The organism is Dyella sp. BiH032, assembly GCF_031954525.1.
Classification (GTDB): Bacteria; Pseudomonadota; Gammaproteobacteria; order Xanthomonadales; family Rhodanobacteraceae; genus Dyella_D.
Genome location: NZ_CP134867.1, coordinates 2,454,715 through 2,472,992, shown reverse-complemented (window position 1 = coordinate 2,472,992; position 18,278 = coordinate 2,454,715). Strand labels below are relative to the sequence as shown.

The 18,278-nt window shown below is 66.6% G+C and carries 17 protein-coding genes and 1 riboswitch; of the genes, 9 read left to right on the top strand and 8 right to left on the bottom strand.

Annotation, left to right across the window (positions count from 1 at the left end; translation table 11 throughout):
* Nucleotides 1–118: 118 nt before the first annotated feature.
* From RKE25_RS11095 to cmk, 3 genes are all read right to left on the bottom strand, one after another.
* Complete coding sequence (locus RKE25_RS11095; protein ID WP_311842273.1) at nt 119–421, bottom strand: integration host factor subunit beta; 303 nt, start codon at nt 419–421, stop codon at nt 119–121.
* A 69-nt stretch (nt 422–490) separates the two neighbouring features.
* On the bottom strand, nt 491–2,164 hold the full coding sequence (gene rpsA, locus RKE25_RS11090) for a 30S ribosomal protein S1 (protein WP_311842272.1): 1,674 nt from the start codon (nt 2,162–2,164) through the stop codon (nt 491–493).
* Between the two features lie 154 nt (nt 2,165–2,318).
* Nucleotides 2,319–3,011, bottom strand: coding sequence for a (d)CMP kinase (gene cmk / locus RKE25_RS11085; protein WP_311842271.1), 693 nt, complete (start codon nt 3,009–3,011; stop codon nt 2,319–2,321).
* A 104-nt stretch (nt 3,012–3,115) separates the two neighbouring features.
* Here cmk and RKE25_RS11080 point away from each other — a divergent pair, with 104 nt between their 5' ends.
* The 4 genes from RKE25_RS11080 (at nt 3,116) to ykgO (ending at nt 6,798) form a co-directional block, all read left to right on the top strand.
* Entirely contained in the window at nt 3,116–3,376 is a 261-nt protein-coding gene (locus tag RKE25_RS11080; protein ID WP_311842270.1) for an acyl-CoA-binding protein, read from the top strand.
* A 62-nt stretch (nt 3,377–3,438) separates the two neighbouring features.
* Nucleotides 3,439–5,451, top strand: a complete 2,013-nt coding sequence (locus tag RKE25_RS11075; protein ID WP_311842269.1) for an NADPH-dependent 2,4-dienoyl-CoA reductase — start codon at nt 3,439–3,441, stop codon at nt 5,449–5,451.
* Nucleotides 5,452–5,681: 230 nt separating this feature from the next.
* Nucleotides 5,682–6,596, top strand: a complete 915-nt coding sequence (locus RKE25_RS11070; RefSeq protein WP_311842268.1) for a LysR substrate-binding domain-containing protein — start codon at nt 5,682–5,684, stop codon at nt 6,594–6,596.
* A 76-nt stretch (nt 6,597–6,672) separates the two neighbouring features.
* Nucleotides 6,673–6,798: a type B 50S ribosomal protein L36 gene (gene ykgO / locus RKE25_RS11065; protein WP_008215056.1), complete on the top strand. Its 126-nt coding sequence runs from the start codon at nt 6,673–6,675 to the stop codon at nt 6,796–6,798.
* A 119-nt stretch (nt 6,799–6,917) separates the two neighbouring features.
* On the opposite strand, the gene greA is transcribed toward ykgO, so the two are convergent.
* From greA to carA, 3 genes are read right to left on the bottom strand one after another with little or no spacing between them, the layout of a single operon-like run.
* Nucleotides 6,918–7,394 (bottom strand): transcription elongation factor GreA, encoded by a 477-nt coding sequence (gene greA / locus RKE25_RS11060; RefSeq protein ID WP_311842267.1) that lies wholly within the window; start codon nt 7,392–7,394, stop codon nt 6,918–6,920.
* Nucleotides 7,391–10,618: a carbamoyl-phosphate synthase large subunit gene (carB, locus tag RKE25_RS11055; RefSeq protein WP_311842266.1), complete on the bottom strand. Its 3,228-nt coding sequence runs from the start codon at nt 10,616–10,618 to the stop codon at nt 7,391–7,393. Before carB ends, greA begins: the two co-directional genes overlap by 4 nt.
* A complete protein-coding gene (gene carA / locus RKE25_RS11050) occupies nt 10,611–11,747 on the bottom strand; it encodes a glutamine-hydrolyzing carbamoyl-phosphate synthase small subunit (RefSeq protein ID WP_311842265.1) in 1,137 nt (378 codons plus the stop codon). The genes carB and carA overlap by 8 nt, the downstream gene beginning before the upstream one ends.
* 214 nt (nt 11,748–11,961) lie before the next feature.
* Between carA and RKE25_RS11045 the strand changes: the two genes are divergently transcribed.
* From RKE25_RS11045 to RKE25_RS11025, 5 genes are all read left to right on the top strand, one after another.
* Nucleotides 11,962–12,657 (top strand): 2OG-Fe(II) oxygenase, encoded by a 696-nt coding sequence (locus RKE25_RS11045; RefSeq protein ID WP_311842264.1) that lies wholly within the window; start codon nt 11,962–11,964, stop codon nt 12,655–12,657.
* Nucleotides 12,658–12,817: 160 nt separating this feature from the next.
* Nucleotides 12,818–13,570, top strand: a complete 753-nt coding sequence (locus tag RKE25_RS11040; RefSeq protein WP_311842263.1) for a tetratricopeptide repeat protein — start codon at nt 12,818–12,820, stop codon at nt 13,568–13,570.
* Nucleotides 13,571–13,589: 19 nt separating this feature from the next.
* Nucleotides 13,590–14,342 carry a prolipoprotein diacylglyceryl transferase family protein gene (locus RKE25_RS11035; RefSeq protein WP_311842262.1) on the top strand — a complete coding sequence of 251 codons (753 nt, stop codon included), beginning with the start codon at nt 13,590–13,592 and terminating at the stop codon, nt 14,340–14,342.
* Nucleotides 14,327–15,763 (top strand): radical SAM protein, encoded by a 1,437-nt coding sequence (locus tag RKE25_RS11030; protein ID WP_311842261.1) that lies wholly within the window; start codon nt 14,327–14,329, stop codon nt 15,761–15,763. Before RKE25_RS11035 ends, RKE25_RS11030 begins: the two co-directional genes overlap by 16 nt.
* Nucleotides 15,760–16,107 carry a hypothetical protein gene (locus RKE25_RS11025; RefSeq protein WP_311842260.1) on the top strand — a complete coding sequence of 116 codons (348 nt, stop codon included), beginning with the start codon at nt 15,760–15,762 and terminating at the stop codon, nt 16,105–16,107. Before RKE25_RS11030 ends, RKE25_RS11025 begins: the two co-directional genes overlap by 4 nt.
* A 39-nt stretch (nt 16,108–16,146) precedes the next feature.
* Here RKE25_RS11025 and RKE25_RS11020 read toward each other — a convergent pair whose 3' ends face one another.
* Nucleotides 16,147–17,148: a sodium:calcium antiporter gene (locus RKE25_RS11020; RefSeq protein WP_311842259.1), complete on the bottom strand. Its 1,002-nt coding sequence runs from the start codon at nt 17,146–17,148 to the stop codon at nt 16,147–16,149.
* A gap of 103 nt (nt 17,149–17,251) precedes the next feature.
* A riboswitch (yybP-ykoY riboswitch) is annotated at nt 17,252–17,384 on the bottom strand.
* A gap of 38 nt (nt 17,385–17,422) precedes the next feature.
* Entirely contained in the window at nt 17,423–18,217 is a 795-nt protein-coding gene (gene dapB / locus RKE25_RS11015) for a 4-hydroxy-tetrahydrodipicolinate reductase (protein ID WP_311842258.1), read from the bottom strand.
* Nucleotides 18,218–18,278: the final 61 nt, after the last annotated feature.

The following is an 18,278-nucleotide window of genomic DNA, read 5'->3' as shown; positions in this document are numbered from 1 at the left end:
GCATGCCGCGCCCTTCCGATGACAGGACGTGCGCAAACAAAAAGCGGAGCCCATAAAAAAAAGAAGGCAGGACCGGCACGAAGCCGCCTGCCTTCATCCAGCCCGTTTACCGGGATGCTTATGCGGAAGCTGCCTCAGCCAACGACTGATTGACGCGTTCCCGCAGTTCCTTGCCCGGCTTGAAATGGGGGACATGCTTGCCCGGCAGGGCCACCGCCTCGCCGGTCTTGGGATTGCGGCCCATGCGCGGCGGACGGTAATGCAGCGCGAAGCTGCCGAACCCGCGCACCTCGATGCGCTCGCCTTGCGAAAGCGCGTTGCTCATCTGCTCGATGACGCTCTTGACGGCCAGCTCGACATCGCTAAAGGCCAGATGGGTCTGGCGCCGAGCCAGCGCTTCGATCAATTCGGATTTGGTCATGGGTCCCCAATGTCCGTGACGATGAAACCACGGGGCGGCGAGCGCCGCCCCGTGTCCAGCGAGTGTTGCTTAGTCGGCCTTGTTCAGCTGCTCTTTCAGCAGGGCGCCGAGCTTGGTCGTACCGCCGGAAGCCGACGAGTACTCCTGCATCGCGTCCTGCAGTTCCTCTTCATCCTTGGCGCGGATGGAGAGCTGCAGCTGGCGACCCTTGCGGTCCATGCCGGTGAACTTGGCCTCGACCTTGTCGCCCACCTTCAGGTGCTGGGTGGCGTCGTCGATGCGCTCCTTGGCGATGTCGTTCGCGCGGATGTAACCCTCCACGCCCTCGCCCAGGTCGACCACCGCGCCCTTCGCGTCCACTTCCTTCACCGTGCCGGTGACGACCGTGCCGCGCGGGTTAGTGGCCATGAACTGACCGAACGGATCCTGCTCCATCTGCTTGATGCCGAGGGAGATGCGCTCGCGCTCCGGATCCACCGCCAGCACCACGGCCTCGATCTCGTCGCCCTTCTTGAAGTTGCGCACGAGGTCTTCGCCCGTACCCTGCCACGAGATGTCGGACAGGTGGACCAGGCCGTCGATGCCGCCGTCCAGGCCGATGAAGATGCCGAAGTCGGTGATCGACTTGATCTGGCCGGACACCTTGTCGCCCTTCTTGTGCATGGCGGCGAAGGCTTCCCACGGGTTGGAGCGGGTCTGCTTGATGCCCAGCGAGATGCGGCGACGCTCTTCGTCCACGTCCAGCACCATCACTTCGGTCTCGTCGCCGACCTGCACGACCTTGGCCGGGTTGACGTTCTTGTTGGTCCAGTCCATCTCGGACACGTGGACCAGGCCTTCCACGCCCGGCTCGATCTCGACGAAGCAGCCGTAATCGGTGACGTTGGAGACCTTGCCGAACAGGCGGCTGCCGACCGGGTAGCGGCGAGCGATGGCGACCCACGGGTCGTCGCCCAGCTGCTTCAGGCCCAGCGACACGCGGTTGCGCTCGCGGTCGTACTTCAGCACGCGCACGTCCAGCTCGTCGCCGACGTTGACGACTTCGGACGGATGACGCACGCGCTTCCACGCCATGTCCGTGATGTGCAGCAGGCCGTCGATGCCGCCCAGGTCCACGAACGCGCCGTAGTCGGTGAGGTTCTTGACGGTGCCCTTGACCACCGCGCCTTCGGTCAGGCGCTCAAGCAGCTTCTCGCGCTCCTCGGAGAACTCGGTCTCGACGACGGCGCGGCGGCTGACGACCACGTTGTTGCGCTTGCGGTCCAGCTTGATGATCTTGAACTCGAGGTCCTTGCCCTCGAGGTACACCGGGTCGCGGACCGGGCGCACGTCGACCAGCGAGCCCGGCAGGAACGCGCGGACGTCTTTGATGTCGACGGTGAAACCGCCCTTGACCTTGCCGGAGATCTTGCCGGTGATGGTCTCTTCCTTCTCGAAGGCCGCTTCGAGGTCGTCCCACACCATGGAACGCTTGGCCTTCTCGCGGGAGAGCTTGGTCTCGCCGAAGCCGTCTTCCAGTGCGTCGAGAGCGACCTTCACTTCGTCGCCCACCTGCACCTCGAGCGTGCCGCTCTCGTCCTTGAACTGCTCGATCGGGACGATGCCTTCGCTCTTGAGGCCGGCGTTGATGACGACGACGTCGTTGCGGATTTCCACAACGATGCCGCTGACGATGGCGCCCGGCTTCAGCTTGGAGATGGCCTGTTGGCTCTGTTCAAACAGCTCGGCAAAACTTTCAGTCATGTTGATTCCAGAAATGAGAAAAGGCCTGCTCCACCGTGCGCCTGGGAAAGTTTGCGCAATGCGGATCGGCCCACCGGTTGTGGGTGTCTACGAGGAAGATCCCCTTCGGCACCGTTGACCAAAATCCCGCGCCAGGCGCGGGCACCTTATGCCTTCAGGCAGCCGGGTGAGGCTGCAGGACGGCAAGTACTTTCGCGACGACATCGTCGATGCTCATGCCGGTGGTATCCACCAGGACCGCATCCTCGGCCGGCTTGAGCGGCGCGACTGCCCGGGACGCATCCCTGGCATCACGCGCCTCGATCTCGCGCTGAAGGCTGGCAAGTGTAACGCTGAGCCCCTTTTCTTTCAACTGTTTATAGCGCCTTTTCGCCCTCTCAGCGGCGCTCGCCGTCAGGAACACCTTGAAGGGCGCATCCGGAAAGATCACGGTGCCCATGTCCCGGCCGTCGGCCACCAGTCCGGGGGCCTTGCGGAAGCCCAGCTGCAGGTCCACCAGGGCCGCCCGGACCGAGGGGATCGAGGCGATCGCCGAAGCGGCCGCGCCGGCGGTCTCCGTGCGCAGCTCGTCCGTGGCGTCGTGGCCGTTGACCAGCACATGGGTGTCGCCGCCGTCCGGGGCCGCCTGGAAGCGGATCTTCACGTGCTGGGCGCAGCGGGTGACGGCCTCCGCATCGGAAAGATCGAGCCCTTCCATGCCCGCCGCGTACCCGACCGCCCGGTAAAGCGCGCCGGAATCCAGCAGGCGCCACCCCAGATGCTCGGCCACCAGGCGGCTGATGGTGCCCTTGCCGGATCCCGAAGGCCCGTCGATGGTGAGCACGGGAACGGGTGGCGAGGGACTCATAGCGGCTCCGGCGGCGGGCAAAGCAACTATCTTAACGCGTTGACCCTGCCCGGAGCGCGTGCTATCTAGCCCGCCCGCCTTCGCCCGACCTTCAGCCCGAGTCCATGAGCGACGACCTTCAACGCGAGTTCCAGCAAGCCGCCGAGGACGTCCAGGGGCTGGGCGAACGGCCCGACAACGACACCCTCCTCAAACTGTACGCGCTCTACAAGCAGGGGTCCGAAGGCGAGGTCCACGGCGATGTACCCGGCTTTTTCGACTTTGTCGGGACGGCCAAATACGAGGCCTGGGCCAAGCTGCGCGACATGCCGCGGGACGAAGCCATGCGCCGCTACATCGCCCTGGTACGCCAGCTGCTCGGCTGAGCCTTGCTTTTCCGCCCACCGAACGGGCACATTCATACGCTCGTTTGAACATTCCGGGCCGTATGGACTACCCCCATCTCTTCGCACCGCTCGACCTCGGTCATACGACCCTGCCCAACCGCATCCTGATGGGCTCGATGCACACGGGCCTGGAGGACAAAGCGGCGGACTACGACAAGCTCGCCGCCTACTTCGCCGAGCGGGCCCGCGGCGGCGTCGGATTGATGGTCACCGGCGGTATCGCGCCCAGCATCCAGGGCTGGCTCAAGCCGTTCGGGGGACGTCTCTCGTTGCCCTGGCACGTCGCCCCGCATCGCAAGTTGACCCGCGCGGTCCACGCGGAAGGCGGCAAGCTGTGCATGCAGATCCTGCATGCGGGGCGCTACGGCTATCATCCGCTGTCAGTCGCGCCCTCGAAGATCAAATCTCCCATCACGCCATTCACGCCCCGCGCACTGTCTGCCCGTGGCGTCGAGCGCACCATCCGTGACTTCGTCCATTGCGCGCAGCTGGCCCAGGATGCCGGCTACGACGGCATCGAAGTGATGGGCTCCGAGGGTTACCTGATCAACCAGTTCCTCGTCGAGCGCACCAACCGCCGAACGGACGCCTGGGGCGGCGACGCTGCCCGGCGCATGCGCTTCCCGGTGGAGATCGTGCGGCGCACGCGAGAAGCGGTGGGCCGGGACTTCATCATCATCTATCGCCTTTCCATGCTGGATCTGGTCGAACAAGGCCAGACCTGGGACGACATCGCGACGCTCGCGAAGGCCATCGAAACCGCCGGCGCCAGCATCATCAATACGGGTATCGGCTGGCATGAAGCGCGGATCCCGACCATTGTCACCAGCGTCCCCCGCGCCGGTTTCGCCTGGGTGACCCGCAAGCTGAAGGGCCAGGTCGGCATTCCGCTGATCACCACCAACCGCATCAACATGCCCGACGTCGCGGAGCGAATCCTCGCCGACGGCGATGCCGACATGGTGTCGATGGCCAGGCCATTGCTGGCCGATCCCGACTGGGCGGCCAAGGCCCGCGCTGGGCGCGCCGACCGCATCAATACATGCATTGCGTGCAACCAGGCCTGCCTGGACCACGTATTCCAGAACAGACGCGCGAGCTGCCTGGTCAATCCGCGTGCCTGCCACGAGACCGAGCTGGTCATCGCGCCGGCGGCACGCCGCAAACGCATTGCCGTCGTCGGTGCAGGCCCCGCGGGCATGGCCTGCGCCAGCACGCTGGCCGAGCGCGGCCACGACGTCACGCTGATCGATCAAGCCGAGGAAATCGGCGGGCAGTTCAACTACGCCAAGCGCATCCCGGGAAAAGAGGAATTCCACGAGACGCTGCGCTACTACCGGCATCGACTCGAGGACACGGGCGTCACGCTGCGGTTGCGCACGAAAGCGGATGCCGCTTCGCTGCGCGATTACCACGAAGTGGTGATTGCCACCGGTATCACCCCACGCAAAGTCGTGTTTCCCGGCAGCGACGATCCCCGTGTCCTGAGTTACCTGGACGTGCTGGCGCGCGATCGCCCGGTCGGGCAGCGCGTAGCGATCATCGGTGCCGGCGGCATCGGTTTCGACGTGGCCGAATTCCTGGTGGAACACGCCCCCTCCCCCACCACCGACGTGACGCGCTGGACGCGTGAGTGGGGGGTGGACATGCTCCTCGAAGCCCGCGGCGGCCTGCTCGCCGGCGCGCCGGAACGCCCGGCTCGCCAGATCTGGCTCATGCAGCGTTCCGAAGGCCGGCCGGGTGCGCGCCTCAACAAGACCACCGGCTGGGTCCACCGCGCGACGCTCAAGAACAAACAGGTCGCCATGCTCGGCGGCGTGACCTACGAGCGCTTCGACGATACCGGCCTGCACATCACCGTCGAAGGCAAATCACAGGTACTGCCGGCGGACAACGTCGTCGTCTGCGCCGGCCAGGAACCCCTGCGCGAACTCGCCGACGCCCTGCTCGCCATGGGCGTGACGCCTCACGTCATCGGCGGCGCGGACGTGGCTGCGGAACTGGACGCCAAGCGGGCCATCGCCCAGGGAATGCGACTGGCCAGCACGCTCTGAGCGCTGGTCGGTCGTCGACACGGGAGCCCGGAAATGAAAGCGCCCCGCCAGACGACGCGTCGATAGCGGGCCAGGGGGAGGGGCCGGGTATCGCGGGGGTAGCGTCGCTGCGGGGCGAGGGTCGCCGCCACCTGGGGGGAGGGGACGGTGGCGGGACGAGCGAAAGGATATGTTCGACAGATCACATAAACCAATATATATTTCCCGCGAAACTTATATGTAAATCCTATATGTTCGATTTCCGCCAGCTGCGTTACTTCGTTGCCGTGGCCGAGGAGCTCAGCTTCACCCGGGCGGCCCAGCGCCTGCATATTTCCCAGCCGCCGCTTTCCCAGCAGATCCAGGCACTTGAGGCCGACCTTGGCGTACGACTGCTGGATCGCGACAAACGCAACGTCGCCCTGACCGAACCCGGCCGCGTCTTCCTGGAACAGGCCCGACAGATCCTCGCCAAGGTCGAGGAAGCCCGCGGCCAGGTCTCCCAGGCCGCGGCGGGGTTCAGCGGGCAGCTCCGACTGGCCTACACCGTGTCGGTCACGTTCCACCCTTCCCTGCCCCAGACCCTGCTGCATTACGGGCGCCACGCGCCGCATGTCCGGGTCATCCTCAGCGAGATGTATACCGAGCCCCAGTTCGCGGCCTTGCTGGCGGGTGAGCTGGACGTGGGTTTTGTCCGCGACATGCCCAAGCACGAGGCGGACCTGCACGCGCTGCGCATCGACGAGATCGACCGGGAACCCCTGCTGCTGGCCCTGCCATCGGAACACCCGCTGGCCTCGCGCCGGAAGATCTGGCTGCGGGAAGTGGCCGACGCTCCCTTCGTGGTGCAGCCGCGCGAACTGGCTGCCACGCTGTACGACCGGCTGACCCTCATCGCCGCCAAGGCCGACTTCCACCCCCTCATCCGCCAGCACGCGCAGCAGATCAATGGACTGCTGATGCTGGTGGCAGCGGGCATGGGCCTGGCTCTGATCCCGGCCTCGATGTGCACGGTCAGCCTTCCGGGCGTGAGCTACGTTCAGCTGGAGGACCCCGACGCCTATATGCTCCTGGCCGTCGCGAGCCGGCGGGACGATACGTCCCCGGTGCTGGCCCAATTCCTATCGGTAGTGGCCGAAGCCCGGTCCGTCCCGACATTGTTGTGAATCCGGACTTGTTCCAAGGCAATCAAGCAGCTACACTTTCGTGCTTGTCTTTTTCCGTTAGTGTCAGGAGCTGGCCGTGAAGGTGCTTTCCTCTTTGAAGTCCGCCAAGCAGCGGCACCGTGACTGCAAGGTTGTGCGCCGTCGCGGCAAGGTGTTCGTGATCTGCAAGAGCAACCCGCGTTTCAAGGCCCGTCAGCGCTGAGTTTCAGCCGCGACGAGTCAGAAAAAGGGCCGCATTCGCGGCCCTTTTTTATTGCCTGTCTTTCCGTGGAACCTGCCAGACGATCCCCGCGCCCGGCAAGCCGGGCGCGGGGGCATGGCTCAGTTGTAGCGCACGCCGGTGATCACATAGCGCTTCATGCCATTCGGCGCCTGAAATTCGAAGCTGTCGTCGGCGCTCTTGCCGATCAGCGCGCGGGCGATCGGCGAGGACACCGCGATCAGGCGCTGTTTGATGTCCGCCTCCAGGTCGCCCACGATCTGGTAGGTCACCGCCTCGCCGCTGTCCTCGTCCTCCAGGTCCACGATGGCACCGAACACCACGCGGGAACCGGGATTGAGGCGGGTCACGTCGATCACCTCGGCGGTCGACAGCGCGGCCTCGAGCTCGGCGATGCGCCCCTCGATGAAGCTCTGCTGCTCGCGCGCCGCATGGTACTCGGCGTTCTCCTTCAGGTCGCCGTGCGCGCGCGCTTCGGCAATGGCCGCGATGATGCGCGGCCGGTCTACGGACTTCAGACGATCCAGCTCGGCGCGCAGGCGTTCGGAACCGGCCTTGGTGATGGGTGCACGACTCATGCTTTCAGCTCCTTGTGCAGCTCCTGCAGGCTGTGCACGTCGCCGGCGCCATGGAAGTCCAGCGAATGCACCAGCGCACGGGCTCCCGCGACGGTGGTTGAGTAGGTGACGCGATGCTGCAGCGCTTCGCGGCGGATCGAGAACGAGTCGGCGATGGCCTGCTTGCCCTCGGTGGTGTTGACGATATAGACGATCTCGCCGTTCTTGATCAGGTCGACGATATGCGGACGACCCTCGGCCACCTTGTTGATCCGCTCGCAGGCCACGCCGTGCTCGGCCAGGTACTTGGCCGTGCCCTCGGTGGCGACCAGGGTGAAGCCGCGCGACAGCGCATCCTTCGCCACCGGCACCAGGCGATCCTTGTCGGCATCACGTACCGACACGAATACCTTGCCCTTCGGCGGCGTCTTGATGCCGGCCGCGTCGTGGCCGCGCGCGAAGGCAGCGCCGAAGCTGCGGCCCACGCCCATCACCTCGCCGGTGGAGCGCATCTCGGGGCCGAGGATCGGATCCACGTTCTGGAACTTCAGGAACGGGAAGATCGCTTCCTTCACCGAGTAGTACGACGGAATCACTTCGCGCGTCGCGTTCTGCGCCGGCAGCGTGCGGCCCGCCATGGCGCGCGCGGCGATCTTCGCCAACGGCACGCCGGTGGCCTTGGACACGAACGGCACGGTGCGCGAGGCGCGCGGGTTGACCTCCAGGATGTACACCGTGTCGCCCTGGATGGCGAACTGGGTGTTCATCAGGCCGACGACCTTCAGCTCCTTCGCCATCAAGGCGACCTGGCGGCGCAGTTCGTCCTGCACTTCCTTGGTCAGCGAGTACGGCGGCAGCGAGCAGGACGAGTCGCCGGAATGCACGCCCGCTTCCTCGATGTGCTCCATGATGCCGCCTACCAGCACGTTGCCCTCGGCGTCGGCGATGACGTCCACGTCCACTTCGACGGCGTGGTCGAGGAAGCGATCCAGCAGCACCGGCGAATCATTCGAGACCTGCACGGCCTCGCGGATGTAGCGCGAAAGATCGGCATCGCCGTAGACGATTTCCATCGCGCGGCCGCCCAGCACGTAGCTCGGGCGCACCACCAGCGGGTAGCCGATCTCGCGCGCCAGCGCCAGCGCCTCGTCGGCGTTGCGCGCGGTACGGTTCGGCGGCTGCTTCAGGCCGATTTTCTCGATCATCTGCTGGAAGCGCTCGCGGTCTTCCGCCAGGTCGATCGAGTCCGGCGTGGTGCCGATGATCGGCGCACCGGCCGCTTCGAGCGCGCGCGCCAGCTTCAGCGGCGTCTGGCCGCCGTATTGCACGATCACACCCTTGGGCTTCTCCAGGTCCACGATCTCCAGCACGTCCTCGAGCGTCAGCGGCTCGAAGTACAGGCGGTCGGAGGTGTCGTAGTCGGTCGAGACGGTTTCCGGGTTGCAATTGACCATGATGGTCTCGAACCCGTCCTCGCGCAGCGCGAGCGCCGCGTGCACGCAGCAGTAGTCGAATTCGATGCCCTGGCCGATGCGGTTCGGACCGCCGCCCAGCACCATGATCTTGTCGCGGTTCGTCGGGTTGGCCTCGCACTCTTCCTCGTAGGTCGAGTACATGTAGGCCGTGGTGGTGGCGAACTCGGCGGCGCAGGAGTCCACGCGCTTGTACACCGGGCGCACCCCCAGCGTGCGGCGCAGGTGGCGGATGGCACCCTCGTCGGAGCTGGTCAGCTCGGCGATGCGCGCATCGGAGAAGCCCATGCGCTTGAGTTCGCGCATACGCGGGGCGTCGAGCGCGGTGATGCCCTGCGCCTGCACGTCCTTCTCGGTCAGCACGATGTCCTCGAACGCGGCGAGGAACCATGGGTCGACGCGGCTGAGGCCATAGACCTCCTCCAGCGACAGCCCCGCGCGGAACGCATCGGCCAGGTGGAACACGCGATCGGGGCGCGGCTCGCGCAGCTCGCGCTTGAGTGCGGCCAGGCCTTCGTCCGTGGTGAAGTCCACGCCGGTCGGGTTGAGGCCGGTCTTGCCGATCTCCAGGCCGCGCAGCGCCTTCTGCAGCGACTCGTGGAAGGTGCGGCCCATCGCCATCACCTCGCCCACCGACTTCATCTGCGTGGTCAGGCGCGCGTCGGCCGACGGGAACTTCTCGAAGGCGAAGCGCGGAATCTTGGTGACCACGTAGTCGATGGTCGGCTCGAACGAGGCCGGAGTCAGGCCGCCGGTGATGTCGTTCTTCAGCTCGTCCAGCGTGTAGCCCACGGCCAGCTTCGCGGCGATCTTGGCGATCGGGAAGCCGGTGGCCTTCGATGCGAGCGCCGAAGAGCGCGAGACGCGCGGATTCATCTCGATCACCACCACGCGGCCGTTCTCGGCATTGATGCCGAACTGCACGTTGGAGCCGCCGGTGTCCACGCCGATCTTGCGCAGCACCGCGATGGAGGCATCGCGCAGGCGCTGGTATTCCTTGTCGGTGAGCGTCTGCGCCGGCGCGACGGTGATCGAGTCGCCGGTATGCACGCCCATCGGATCGAGGTTCTCGATCGAGCAGACGATGATGCAGTTGTCCGCCTTGTCGCGGACCACTTCCATCTCGAACTCCTTCCAGCCGAGCACGGATTCCTCGACCAGCACTTCACCCACCGGCGAGAGTTCCAGACCGCGCTTGACGATCTCTTCAAACTCTTCCTTGTTGTAGGCGATGCCGCCACCCGAACCACCGAGCGTGAAGCTCGGACGGATGATCGTGGGGAAGCCCACCTTCGCCTGCGCCTGCAGCGCCTGCTCGAAGGTGCGAACCACCTCAGCCTTCGGGCACTCCAGCCCGATGTCGGCCATGGCCACGCGGAACAGCTCGCGGTCTTCGGCCATGCGGATGGCCTCGCGCGACGCGCCGATCAGCTCGACGCCGTACTTTTCGAGAACGCCGTTGTCCGCCAGATCCAGCGCGCAGTTGAGGCCCGTCTGGCCGCCCATGGTGGGCAGCACCGCGTCCGGGCGCTCCTTGGCGATGATGCGCTCCACCGTCTGCCAGTTGATCGGCTCGATGTAGACCGCATCGGCGGTCTCCGGGTCGGTCATGATCGTGGCGGGGTTGGAGTTGACCAGGATGACCCGGTAGCCCTCTTCCTTCAGCGCCTTGCACGCCTGCGCGCCCGAATAGTCGAACTCGCAGGCCTGGCCGATCACGATCGGGCCGGCGCCGATGATGAGGATGCTCTTGATGTCGGTGCGCTTAGCCATGCTTGCGGGCCTCCTCCATCAGGGTGGCGAAACGATCGAATAGGTAACCAATATCGTGGGGTCCTGGGCTCGCTTCCGGGTGGCCCTGGAAGCAGAACGCCGGGCGGTCGGTAAGCGCGAAGCCTTGCAGCGAACCGTCGAACAGCGAGGTGTGGGTCACTCGCACATTCGCCGGCAGCGTGACCGGGTCCACCGCGAAACCGTGGTTCTGCGAGGTGATCAGCACGCGGCCGTCGTCGAGGTCCTTCACCGGATGGTTCGCACCGTGGTGGCCGAACTTCATCTTCAGCGTCTTGGCGCCCAGCGCCAGGCCCATGATCTGGTGGCCCAGGCAGATGCCGAACAGCGGGATCTTCGCGTCCAGGAACTCGCGCGTGGCGGCGATCGCGTAATCGCAAGCCGCCGGGTCGCCGGGGCCGTTGGAGAGGAACACGCCGTCGGGCTTCATCGCCAGCACCTCGGACGCAGGCGTCTGCGCCGGCACCACGGTGATGTCGCAGCCCTGCGCGGCGAGCAGGCGCAGGATGTTGAACTTCACGCCGTAGTCGTAGGCCACCACCTTGAAGCGCATGGCCGGCTGCTCGAAGGCCGTGCGATCCAGGTCGTAGGTGCCCTCCTTCCAGGTGTAGGGCTTGGTCGCGCTCACCACCTTGGCCAGGTCCATGCCGTTGAGGCCAGGGAAGGCGCGCGCCTTGGCCAGCGCGGCCTCGGCGTCGACGTTCTCGCCGGCCACGATGCAGCCGGCCAGCGCGCCCTTGTCGCGCAGGATGCGGGTGAGTCGGCGGGTGTCGATACCGGCAATGGCGACGATGCCCAGGCGCTTGAGGTAATCGGGCAGGCTTTCCGTGCTGCGCCAGTTGCTGGCGCGACGCGGCACGTCGCGCACGATCAGGCCGGCGGCGTGCACGGCCAGCGACTCGGCGTCCTCGGCGTTGACGCCGGTGTTGCCGATGTGGGGGTACGTGAGGGTGACGATCTGACGCGAGTACGAGGGATCCGTGAGGATCTCCTGGTAGCCGGTCATGGCGGTGTTGAACACCACCTCGCCGACGGTTTCACCAGTCGCGCCCACGGCCTGGCCGTGGAACACGCTGCCGTCTTCGAGGGCAAGCAGAGCGGAAATAGGCATGGAAGGGGCCGCCTTTTAGGTGCAGCAAAGTCCGCAAGCCGCTGCGAAGCAGCTTGTGGACCTTGGTCGAGGAAAGTCTCAGGGCGGGTCGCAATGATAGGCGTGAGCGACCTTTCTGTCCACCGCGCGGAGCGTGAAAGATGCGTGTTTGTGTCCGCCCGATGACCGCACAAGCGTTACACTAGCGCCCGTTCAAAAGGAGATGCACACGTCCATGAGCGCTGCCGTCCTGCTCGATCCTGCCCGTCTCGACCGGCCGGACACGGAAATCAGGCTCGAGCCGTTCCCGTTCATGATCGCCCATGGACAGCTGCCCGACGAATTGCGCTCCGACCTGGAACGCGATTTCCCGCGGTACACGAGCGCCGGCTTCTTCCCCTACGACCCCAGCGATTGCGGCCCTACGGTCAATGCGCTGGTCGAACGCCTGACCACGCCGGAATTCGCCGGCGCGATCGGCAAGAAGCTGGGCATCGACAACCTCGGCCAGTACCCGACCCTGGTGACCCTGTGCCGCTCGCTCAACAAGCGCCACGGCACCATCCACACCGACAGCAAGTCGAAAGTGGCCACCGCCCTGCTCTACCTCAACACGCAGTGGCCGGACACCAGCGACGGCTGCCTGCGCTTCCTGGGCAGCATCGACAACATCGACGACATCGTGGCGCCGGAGCTGAAGCCGCTGTACGGCGAGTTCGCGGTGTTCAAGCGTTGCGAGAATTCCTTCCACGGCCACCTGCCCTACGAGGGCGAGCGCCGGGTGATCCAGGTGGCCTGGCTCACCAGCGAGGAGGAAAAGCTGCGCAAGACCAAGCGCGGCAAGTTCGCCCGGGCCTTCAAGAAGCTGTTCGGCTCGCTGGATCGCAAACTCGGCGCGGACCGCGACCGCAGCGCCGCCCATCGCGACTGAACCGGCCTCCCGGCGGATTCCCCGGCGCGCCCGGCTGTCGTAGCATCCGGCGCTTCGGTCGTGTACCGACGTACACCCCCTTCGCTCTTCCTTGCCCTGCGCGCAAACCGATCCCGGCGCGGGGCACGGGAAGGCCATGAACAGGCTCCAAGGAGAGGGCATGCCCGTCGTCGTTCTGCTGTCCCTGGCCCTGCAGGTGGGCTGCGCCGTGCATGTGGTGCGCAGCGGACGCCCGCTCTACTGGATCTGGCTGATCCTGATCGGCTCGTATCTCGCCGTCGCCGTCTACGTGCTGGTCGCCGTACTTCCGGACCTGCGGCACGATCCGCGCGGCCGCCAGGCCGCCAGCAAGGCCATGCAGGTGATCGACCCGCAGCGCCGCCGCCGCGAGCTGCAGCGCCGGCTGGAGCTGAGCGACACCGTCGACAACCGCCGCCGGCTGGCCCAGGAGTGCCTCGACCTCGGCGATTACGCCAATGCCCAGGAGCTGTTCCGCAGCCTGCTCGTCGGCATGTACGCCACCGAACCGGACTTCATGCTGGGCCTGGCCCAGGCGCAGGCCGGCAGCGGTGCGTACACCGAGGCCCGGCAGACCCTCGAGGCCCTGATCGCGGCCAATCCTTCCTACCGTTCCAGCGAAGGGCATCTGCTCTATGCCCGCTGCCTGGAGGAACTGGGCGAGACCGATGCCGCGCTGGAGGAATACCGCGTGCTGGCCGACAGCTACCCCGGCGAGGAAGGCCGCTTCCGTTATGGTCGCCTGCTCGGCCGTCACCAGCGCCTCGCCGAGGCGCGCGACGTATTTGAAGCGCAACTGCGCCGCGCCAAGCTGATGCCCGGCTATTACCGCCGCAAGGAACAGGCCTGGCTCAAGGCCGCCAAGCTGGAACTGACACGGCTGGGCGAGTCCTGAGCGCAATGCCGGGCCATTCATGAGCCCCGTCGCGCTGCACACGCTTTTCGAGGCGCTGGCCTACGCGGTCGGCTTCCGCACCTTCCTGTGGACGCGCAAGAAAGTCGCGCCCCATGCCTTCGCCCATGACGACCACGTGGCCTGGGTCGGCGTCGGCGCCATCGTGGGCGCGGCTCTGGGAGCGAAGCTGGCGTTCTGGATCGACGACCCGCTGGCGGCCTTCGCGAACTTTCCCGACCTGGCGCGGCTGATCGAAGGCAAGTCGATCGTCGGTGCACTGCTCGGCGGCCTGCTTGGCGTAGAACTGGCGAAGAAAATAGCCGGCGTGCGCCCATCCACCGGCGATGCCTTCGTGCTGCCGCTGACCGTGGGCATGTGCATCGGCCGCGTGGGCTGCTTCCTGGCCGGCTTGTCCGACCACACCTACGGCAACCCTACCTCACTGCCCTGGGGCGTCGACTTCGGCGACGGCCAGCCGCGGCATCCCACCCAGCTGTACGAGATCGCCTTCCTGCTGGCCCAGTACGCGCTGATCCATGCGCGCCGCCACGCCCTCGCCCGCCCCGGCGACCGCTTCCGTGCCTTCATGATCGGCTACCTCTCGTTCCGCCTGCTGGTGGAATGGATCAAGCCCCTGCCCTACGCCTATCTGCATGCGCTCTCCGGCCTGCAGTTGCTGTGTATCGCGGGATTGCTCTATTACCATCGCGACCTGCCCCGCATCCTGCGGGCGCTGTTCGCCAGGAGGCACGACGCGTGGGAGCCAAGGTAAGGCCATATCTCTTCTACGACAGCGCGGTATCGGTCTGCACAACCTGCCTGCGCCGGGTGGAAGCGAAAGTGCTCATCAAGGACGAGCGCGTCTACCTCGAGAAATGGTGCCCGCATCACGGCCGCGAACGCGTGCTGCTGGCCGACGACGCGGCGTACTACCGGCAGTGCCGCGAGATCTACATCAAACCGCCGGAACTGCCCCAGCGTTTCAACACTCCGCAGCATTTCGGCTGCCCATACGACTGCGGTCTGTGCCCTGAGCACATGCAGCACTCCTGCCTGACGCTGGTGGAGATCACCGACCACTGCAACCTGCGCTGCCCCATCTGCTATGCGGAAAGCGGCCCGCATCGCCCCGGCTTCCGCGACCTGGCCACGGTGGAACGCATGCTGGATGCGGTCGTGGCCAACGAGGGCGAACCGGACGTGGTACAGCTCTCGGGCGGCGAACCCACGCTGCACCCCGATTTCTTCGCCATCCTGGACGCGGCGAAGCGTCGGCCGATCCGCCACCTGATGGTGAATACCAATGGCCTGCGCATTGCGAAGGAGCCCGACTTCGCCGCGCGCCTCGCCACCTACCAGCCAGGCTTCGAGCTCTATCTGCAATTCGACTCGCTGCGTGACGAGGTCCACAAGGACCTGCGCGGCGCAAAGCTGCGCGATGTGCGCCTGAAGGCGCTCGAACACCTCAACCGCCACGACATCTCCACCACGCTGGTGGTGACGGTGAAGAAGGGGCTCAACGACGGCGAACTGGGCGAGATCATCGACTTCGCACTCACCCAGCCCTGCGTGCGCGGCGTGACCTTCCAGCCGATCCAGGCCGCCGGCCGCCTGGAAGGCTACGACCCGGAGCGCGATCGGCTGACGCTCAGCGAAGTGCGCCGCCGCATCCTCGAGCAAAGCGGCGTGTTCCGTCCCGACGACCTGATCCCCGTGCCCTGCAACCCGGACTGCCTGGCCATGGCCTATGCACTCAAGCTGGGCGAGCAGGTCGTACCGCTCACCCGCTTCGTCTCGCCGGAGACGCTTGTCGGCAAGGGCCGCAACACCATCGTGGTGGAGCGCGACGAGGAACTGCGCGCGCACGTGTTCGAGCTGTTCGCCACCAACCACTCCCCGGAATCGCAGGCCTGCTCGCTGTCCGACCTGCTGTGCTGCCTGCCCCAAGTGCAGGCGCCGGCGGACCTGGGCTATCGCAACGTGTTCCGTGTACTGATCATGCAGTTCATCGATGCGCACGGCTTCGATCTGCGCGCAGTGAAAAAGTCCTGCGTGCACATCGCCCAGCCGGACGGGCGCATCATTCCGTTCGATACGTTCAACTTGTTCTACCGCGACGACAAGGCCGCCAAGCTGGAAGCACTGCGGCGCGAAATCGAGCAGGCCCGCCACATCGAGAGGACGTCCGCATGAGCGAGCAGTTGCCACCCTCCGGCCCGGCGCCGCTGCCGCCCGACCCTCCCGGCTCCGCGGCACCACCGAATCCTCGCGACAGCCAGGGCTCGCTGCTCGGCGGCATCGGCCTGGCCTGGGCGATCATGATCGGCGGCAGCCTGATCGTCGGGCCGATCAATATCGCATTCTGGCTGGCGCCACCGGTAGCGATCCTGATCGTCGCCGTCCTGTTCCTTACCAACGGCAGGACACGTACCGGCCGGGGCATGCTGCTGGGCCTGGCTTCGATCGTGGCCGTCGTCCTGCTGCTCGTGGCCGCATGCTTCGGGTTGCTGATGAGCGGCGGCGGCATCGGCGGCTAGTGCAGGCGGCGCCGGCGAAATCATCGGCGCAGCTCTGGCTCATGCCGCGAAATGCCAGGCGACGTACGCCGCGAACACGCCGTACAGCGCGCCCACCGGCACGATCCAACGGGCATCCACGCGACCGCGGCGGAACAGCCACCACAGGAAGATCACCGCGACGCCGGTCAACACGCCGGCCACCATCAGCGGCGCATCGAACAGCCACGGCGTGGCGAAGATCGCCAGCGCGCTGGGAATGGTGGCCTGGATCATCATCGCGCCCGAGATGTTGGCCAGCGCCAGACGCTCCTTGCCCTGGCGCACCCAGATCAATGCATTCACCGTTTCCGGCAGCTCCGTCGCCACCGGGCTAAGCACCAGGGCTACCAGATGCGGCGACAGCTGCAGCGCGATGCCGATCGCTTCGATCTGCTTGACGAAGGTGTGCGAGGCGAAGGCGATCACTAGCAGGGCCAGCGTGGTCTGCAGCAGCACGCGCGACAGTGCAGGGTCGAGCGCCTTGGGCTGGAACTTCAGCGGCTCCAGTTCTTCCTCCTCCGGCGCGGTGTCGTCGTCCTTCAGCTCGCGCCACACGTAAAGCGCATAGGCGACCAGGAACAACACACCGAGCCAGGGCTTCCAGGCGAAAGCGATCAGACCCAGCCCGCACTTCACCACGAAGATGGCCAGGAACCAGGACTGGTCCCGCGCCAGGCGGCGATGCTCCACCCGCACCATCGCGTCGGCACGTTGCAGCCGCCGGCGGTTGGCCCACAAGGCCGCGCCGACCACCGCATAGGCGATGGTGGCCAGCACCAGCGGCCCGCCTAGCGCGGCGCCTACGCCGATGTCCTTCTGCTCGGGTGTGCGGCCGAGCACCACGGCCACGAACGTCACGGCGCTCTCCGGCAACGCGGTGCCGAAGGCGGCAAGCACCGTGCCGGTCGCGGTGGCGCCCAGGTCGAGCTTGCGGCCGAACCATTCGACGCCATTGACGAAGTATTCGCAGGCGACGTAGATCGCGCCGGCGGAAAGCAGGAACAGCAACGCGGTGAGCATGGAACGGTTTCCAAGGCCGGGCGAGCGGATAACCCATGGCGCAACGACGCGCCTCGCCCGGCCTGGGTGAGCGCGTCGTGGCCAAAGGTCTCGCCGGGCCGCCAGCCACCGGGACCCGGTGGCGGTCGCCATTCGCGCCATGAGGCAAGCCTCAAGTCTGTTGACACGAATTCCTCTGGAGCGAAAGCCCGAAAGCTTTCAGGGGGTGAGGATGGCTACTCCCCAATGACAACGGGCGGGATGTTAGCGGCCCCGCCCGGCCGGGACAAGCCAATCAGCGGCGCACGCGATCGGCCAGCATGGCGTCGAGGTCATAGACGCCGGGCTCGCGGCCGGCCAGCCAGTGCGCGGCTTCGATGGCGCCACGGGCGAAGATCGAGCGGTCGGTCGCCCGGTGGTTGAGCTCCACCCGCTCGCCCTGCCCTATCACCCACACCTCGTGCTCGCCCACGATGTCGCCGCCGCGCACCACGGCGAAACCGATGCTGCCTTCGCGGCGCGCGCCCGTCACGCCTTCGCGCGCATAGACGGCGCTCTCCGCCAGGGCGACGCCACGCCCGGCCGCGGCGGCTTCGCCCAGCGCCAGGGCCGTGCCCGAAGGGGCATCCACCTTGCGGTTGTGGTGCGCCTCGAGGATGTCCAGGTCCCAATCCGGCAGCGCCGCGGCCGCCTCGCGCACCAGGCGGCGCAATACCGCGACGCCTAGGCTGAAGTTGGCCGCGCGCAGCACCGGGATGTCCGACGCCGCCTCCGCCAACTGGTCTTGCAGGGTCTTATCGAGCCCCGTGGTGCCCGTGACCAGGGCGATCTTGTGCGCCCGGCAATGCGCCAGCGCCGCCGCAAGGCCGGTCGGCCCGCTGAAGTCGATCGCCACGTCCGGCGCGGTTTCCGGCCATTCGCCGGTGAAACGCATGCCGCCGTCGCCGGGATAGACCGGCTCGCCCAGCCGCGACGAGGAGGCCAGCGCCGCGGCCAGTTCGAACCGGTCGTCGTCCCGCAGCAGATCGAGCAGCGCCCGTCCCATGCGGCCCGTGGCGCCGACGATGGCGAGGCGAAGCGGACGGCTCATGCGGGCACTCCTGAAGACGACGGCGACGGGGCGACGATGCTAGCGCCGGCGAGCGCCGGCG